Source organism: Aquabacterium sp. UBA2148, from assembly GCF_002328915.1.
GTDB classification, from domain to species: Bacteria; Pseudomonadota; Gammaproteobacteria; order Burkholderiales; family Burkholderiaceae_C; genus Aquabacterium; species Aquabacterium parvum.
The window spans coordinates 6,316-6,541 of record NZ_DCXA01000318.1; positions in this window are offsets into that span (position 1 = coordinate 6,316).

Sequence of the window (226 nt, forward strand, 5' to 3'; positions counted from 1 at the left end):
TGGTGGAGGCGTCCCCTGCAACGCACAGTTAGGCCGGTGGTGGCGTACGGCTGACTTGGCATGAAACCCCTGCGTGTTGATTGCTTGGCTGACGCAAGCTTGAGTGCAAGCATGCCACGAGACCTTGCGCGAACCAAGAAGCGCATGGCGGGCTGCGAGTAGCCACCGAGGAGGTGGCTCGCTTGGCCTGTGCAAGCGGTGCATTTACGCGAGGGCCTAACGCCCA